Here is a 4,174-nt window from a genome sequence, read left to right as displayed (position 1 = left end):
GGAAAGCAAATTAGTAAGAATTTGGTTTTATTTGGTTAGGGCTGAGGTAGTGCTAAAGGTGCTACCTCTTTTTTTTGTCTTAAATTTTTTTTGTGTGTTTTATACAAAAAAAAAAAGTGTAAAAAACTAAAAAAAAGTTTAAACAAAAAATAGAACGAAATTTTCAAAAACAGCAATTTTAACTATTGGTGGTATTTTTTGATTATAAAGGCAAAAAAAAAAGGAAGAATGGTAATTCTCTCCTTGTTTAATATTTTGATAAATGTGTGAAACTATTTTTCTTTCAACGCCAAGTCCATTTCCTCCATAAACTCCTTCAACTGTTTGGCATAATGCATGGCTCTGACATTTTTGGGAAAATCAAGGTCTTGGCCGACTATCTGGTATCCTGACAAAATGATTTCAGAATTTTTAAATCTTTCAGAAATGGTGTAAATGTAATCCTGAACTTCTTCGCTGTTTGGCGAAGTGGTGATTACAGTCATCAAAAACTCAGGTTGATGAAGTCTGTATACAATTTGGAGATCTTCATCAGGGGTATTTTGACCCAAATAAATCAATTTATGCCCTTTTAATTTGACAAGGTATGCTGCAAATAGAATGGAAATTTCATGCCATTCGCCTTCAGGCAAATACAACAAAAACTTTTTGCCTCCTCCTTTATAGATTTGACCATCTATTGCTACGATAAGTTTCTGCCGTATCAGGTTACTCATGAAATGCTCTTGGGCAGGATTGATTGCGCCGGTCTGCCACAACACCCCAATCTTAGACATAAAAGGATAGATAATGTTGAGCATGGTTTGCTCAAATCCTATTTTCAGAATGTTGGTTGAAAGCACTTTTTCAAATCTCTCCTCATCCATCTCGATCATACATAATGTAAGAGCATGGATTTGGTCGTCATGGGTAAGGGTTTTTTCAGTGAGCTTGACAACTTCTTCCCTCATTTCAGCTTCCGTCATGTTGGCGATTTTGCTGATTTTATATCCATTGTCATTCAACAAAGCCACATTCAGAATCAATTTGAGACTTGCATCATCATAGAACCTGATGTTGGTATCTGTCCGCATAGGCTGTAACAAATTGTAACGCTGTTCCCAAATACGTAGAGTGTGGGCTTTGATGCCCGACAGCTGTTCCAGATCTTTGATTGAATAAGTACTCACAGTTTTTAGCGTTTAAAGTATTTTTTGGGTACTATAAATAAGCCGAATGAAACGGCATCATTTTTTTTATTGGTGGCATGATGTGCCTGATGTGCCCGGAATATTCCAAGTAATAGGCTGTTTTTTGGTCTTTCAAACCATTTTACCCTCCTATGTACAAGGACATCATGAATGATAAAATACAATACGCCATATAAACTGATCCCTACTCCCATCCAAAACCTATAATCCAAAGCGTCAACCCCAAGAAAGATCAGGATTATTGCAATACTCCCAAACAGCAATGAAAAGAGGTCGTTTAGTTCAAAGAATGACTTTGAAGGTTCATGATGCGTTTTATGGATGTTCCAAAGTGGACCATGCATGATATATTTATGAATAAACCATCCTGAAAATTCCATGATAGCAAATCCAGTCAATATAAATAATACAGCATACATCAGTGTCATAACTCAAAGTGGATAAGAATGTTTATGGAGATTTTTTATTTAGCTAATAAAATTCAAAGCGGCAAAGAATGTAACCAAATTGATCAAAAGGTATTTGGAAATTTTGTTTTCTTTGAGAAAAACAGATTTTCTATAAAGTAACTGTAATATAAATGAAACCCCGAACCAGCCAAAATAATTAGAAATAGGGATCACATCACCTTCCCATGTCCAGAAATCGAGGTTGATGGCGACAGGCTCAATGAATACATCTATAGCTACCATTAATGAAGCTGCCAAACCTGCTGCAAACCAATCATTTTTTATTCTCGAAGAAAAAAGATTTCCTGACACATATACAAGGAGAAGCCAGTTTACACCGATTACTAATGGAACTTCAAAAAGTTTGAATCCTAGGGTTTGACCGTATTCATAGTTTCCAAATGGGAATCCTGTATGGATGCCAATTACCTCGGAACAATACCCTAAAACCATAGCCAAAATTCCAAACACAATAAATGACTTATTCCATCCGGTATGAAACAGTAATAAAATGCCAAGGCTCAAGATCAAAGTAAACGGGGTCAACATTTGAAAGTAGGAACTAACCATGGGTATGGAAAGCCCGATTATTCCTGAGACATAAAATGCGGAAATTATTCCCTTGAAAAGCCTTAGCCTGTTCGTTTGGATTTCATTGATGGCCTCTATCGCGGTTTGATGTTCTGTTTTGTTAATTAAGCTTGGGGACATATTAACGAAATGATTTTGGATTATTTACGGGTGATTAACAACATGAACTTATATTTGTTGGTAGATGAATGCCACAAAATTAAAGATAAATGTAAAGAAATATGATATTATATAATGTAACAGTCAATATTGAGAAAGAATCTGAAGCAGAATGGGTCACTTGGATGAAGGAAACACATATTCCTGATGTTTTGGCTACAGGAATGTTTTTGGAAAACAGATTTTATAAAATCCTTCATGACAATGAAGACGGATCGACCAATTATTCTGTACAGTATTTTACAGACAGTATGGAGAAAATTATGGAATATCAGGAAAATTTTGCCAGCAAACTTCAGGAGGATATAAATCAAAAATTCCGGGATCGGTTTGTGGTGTTTAGAACTTTACTCGAAACCGTTGAATAAAACATGAATAACACACTCAGATTGATCATTTCTATCCTTTTGCCGCAGGTAACAGGGGCTTTGGGAGCACTCGTCACTATTTCCTCCGTGGGGAGTTGGTATCAGACGATCAACAAACCCTCCTTTACTCCCCCTTCTTGGGTTTTTGGGCCTGCTTGGACTACCTTATATATTTTGATGGGGATTGCATTGTTTTTGATCTGGAAATCGAATCATCCTTTAAAAAAACAAGCCCTTTGGCTATTTGGTATTCAGCTTTTCCTTAACGGAATCTGGTCGCCTGCCTTCTTTGGTTTGGAATCACCTATTTTGGGCTTGGTCATCATCGTTCCTCTTTGGATCATGATAGTGGTCTGCATCAAGGTGTTTTTCCAGGTAAACAAAACTGCGTCCTATTTGATGGTGCCATATTTACTATGGGTGAGTTTTGCCACAGCACTTAATGCAAGTATTTGGTATTTGAATCAATAAATAATGTCTATGGAACAGGAAGCAGGAAAATTTCGCTGCCCATGGTGTTTGGGCTTTGAAGATTATGTGAAATATCATGATGAAGAATGGGGAGTTCCTGTTTTTGATGACCAAAAGCAGTTTGAATTTTTGGTATTGGAAAGTGCACAGGCAGGGCTAAGCTGGTCCACAATATTGAAAAAAAGATCTGGATTCAGGAAAGCTTTCGCAGACTTTGACTATAGAGTTGTAGCTGATTTGCCGGATGGATATGTCCAGGAATTATTGTTGGACACAGGAATCATCAGAAATGAGATGAAAATCCGGGCAGCTATCAACAATGCAAAAAGGTTTATGGAGATTCAGGCTTCTCATGGTAGTTTTCGAAATTATATCTGGGATTTTGTCAATGGGAAACCGGTCCAAAACCAACTGAAATCAATGTCCGAAGCGCCAGCTACAAGCCCTGTCTCTGACAGACTCGCAAAAGATATGAAATCAAGAGGCTTTAAATTTTTGGGGAGTACCATATTATATGCCCACATGCAGGCGACGGGTTTGGTGAATGACCACCTTGTGGATTGCTTCAGGTACGAAGAAGTCAAAGTCCTAGGTGAATGAGAAAGCCAAGCTTTTGGAAATTTTCCAAGCCTGGCTTTCTGACCCCTTTTTAGATACCGTAAATTTTACTTCCCGGATTTACTTGATCGGGTTATAGGCTTTGCTGTAGGCAGACCAGATTTCATAGATCGGATTTCCGGTAGAACTCAGTCCGCTGTGGTGCCATTCCCCATCAATAACCTCATATTTGAATTCAAGACTTGCGCCTACGCGACTGTCATCTCTGGAGAAAAACTCGATTTTTTCGATATAATTGCCGTTTTCTGCTGTGTAGGTACCACCTCCTGTCCCCATAAATTCTTTGGTTTCCGAATTGAAGGCTACCCATTGGAATCGTCCTCCGGTC

General features: G+C 37.7%; 6 protein-coding genes and 1 pseudogene. 3 read left to right on the top strand and 4 right to left on the bottom strand.

Annotated elements, in window-relative coordinates:
• Nucleotides 1–272: 272 nt before the first annotated feature.
• The 3 genes from ACZFYI_RS16570 to ACZFYI_RS16560 are packed head-to-tail and all read right to left on the bottom strand — an operon-like array spanning nucleotide 273 to nucleotide 2,350.
• Nucleotides 273–1,169 carry a MerR family transcriptional regulator gene (locus ACZFYI_RS16570; RefSeq protein ID WP_462525240.1) on the bottom strand — a complete coding sequence of 299 codons (897 nt, stop codon included), beginning with the start codon at nucleotides 1,167–1,169 and terminating at the stop codon, nucleotides 273–275.
• Nucleotides 1,170–1,174: 5 nt separating this feature from the next.
• The gene (locus tag ACZFYI_RS16565; protein ID WP_462525239.1) at nucleotides 1,175–1,618 is read right to left on the bottom strand and encodes a sterol desaturase family protein; all 444 of its coding nucleotides are present in this window, start codon (nucleotides 1,616–1,618) and stop codon (nucleotides 1,175–1,177) included.
• A gap of 39 nt (nucleotides 1,619–1,657) precedes the next feature.
• Entirely contained in the window at nucleotides 1,658–2,350 is a 693-nt protein-coding gene (locus tag ACZFYI_RS16560; RefSeq protein ID WP_462525238.1) for a carotenoid biosynthesis protein, read from the bottom strand.
• Between the two features lie 101 nt (nucleotides 2,351–2,451).
• On the opposite strand from ACZFYI_RS16560, the gene ACZFYI_RS16555 reads away from it, so the two are divergent.
• The 3 genes from ACZFYI_RS16555 to ACZFYI_RS16545 are packed head-to-tail and all read left to right on the top strand — an operon-like array spanning nucleotide 2,452 to nucleotide 3,828.
• Entirely contained in the window at nucleotides 2,452–2,757 is a 306-nt protein-coding gene (locus ACZFYI_RS16555) for a DUF4286 family protein (RefSeq protein WP_462525237.1), read from the top strand.
• Between the two features lie 3 nt (nucleotides 2,758–2,760).
• The gene (locus tag ACZFYI_RS16550) at nucleotides 2,761–3,228 is read left to right on the top strand and encodes a TspO/MBR family protein (RefSeq protein ID WP_462525236.1); all 468 of its coding nucleotides are present in this window, start codon (nucleotides 2,761–2,763) and stop codon (nucleotides 3,226–3,228) included.
• 3 nt (nucleotides 3,229–3,231) lie between these two features.
• The gene (locus ACZFYI_RS16545) at nucleotides 3,232–3,828 is read left to right on the top strand and encodes a DNA-3-methyladenine glycosylase I (protein ID WP_462525235.1); all 597 of its coding nucleotides are present in this window, start codon (nucleotides 3,232–3,234) and stop codon (nucleotides 3,826–3,828) included.
• 78 nt (nucleotides 3,829–3,906) lie between these two features.
• Here the strand turns inward: ACZFYI_RS16545 and ACZFYI_RS16540 are convergent.
• A pseudogene (locus ACZFYI_RS16540) lies at nucleotides 3,907–4,174 on the bottom strand (hypothetical protein); the annotation flags it as partial.

It is taken from the genome of Aquiflexum sp., from assembly GCF_977115555.1.
The sequence above is the reverse complement of the archived record's forward strand: the minus strand, read 5'-3'. Positions and strand labels throughout refer to the sequence as shown.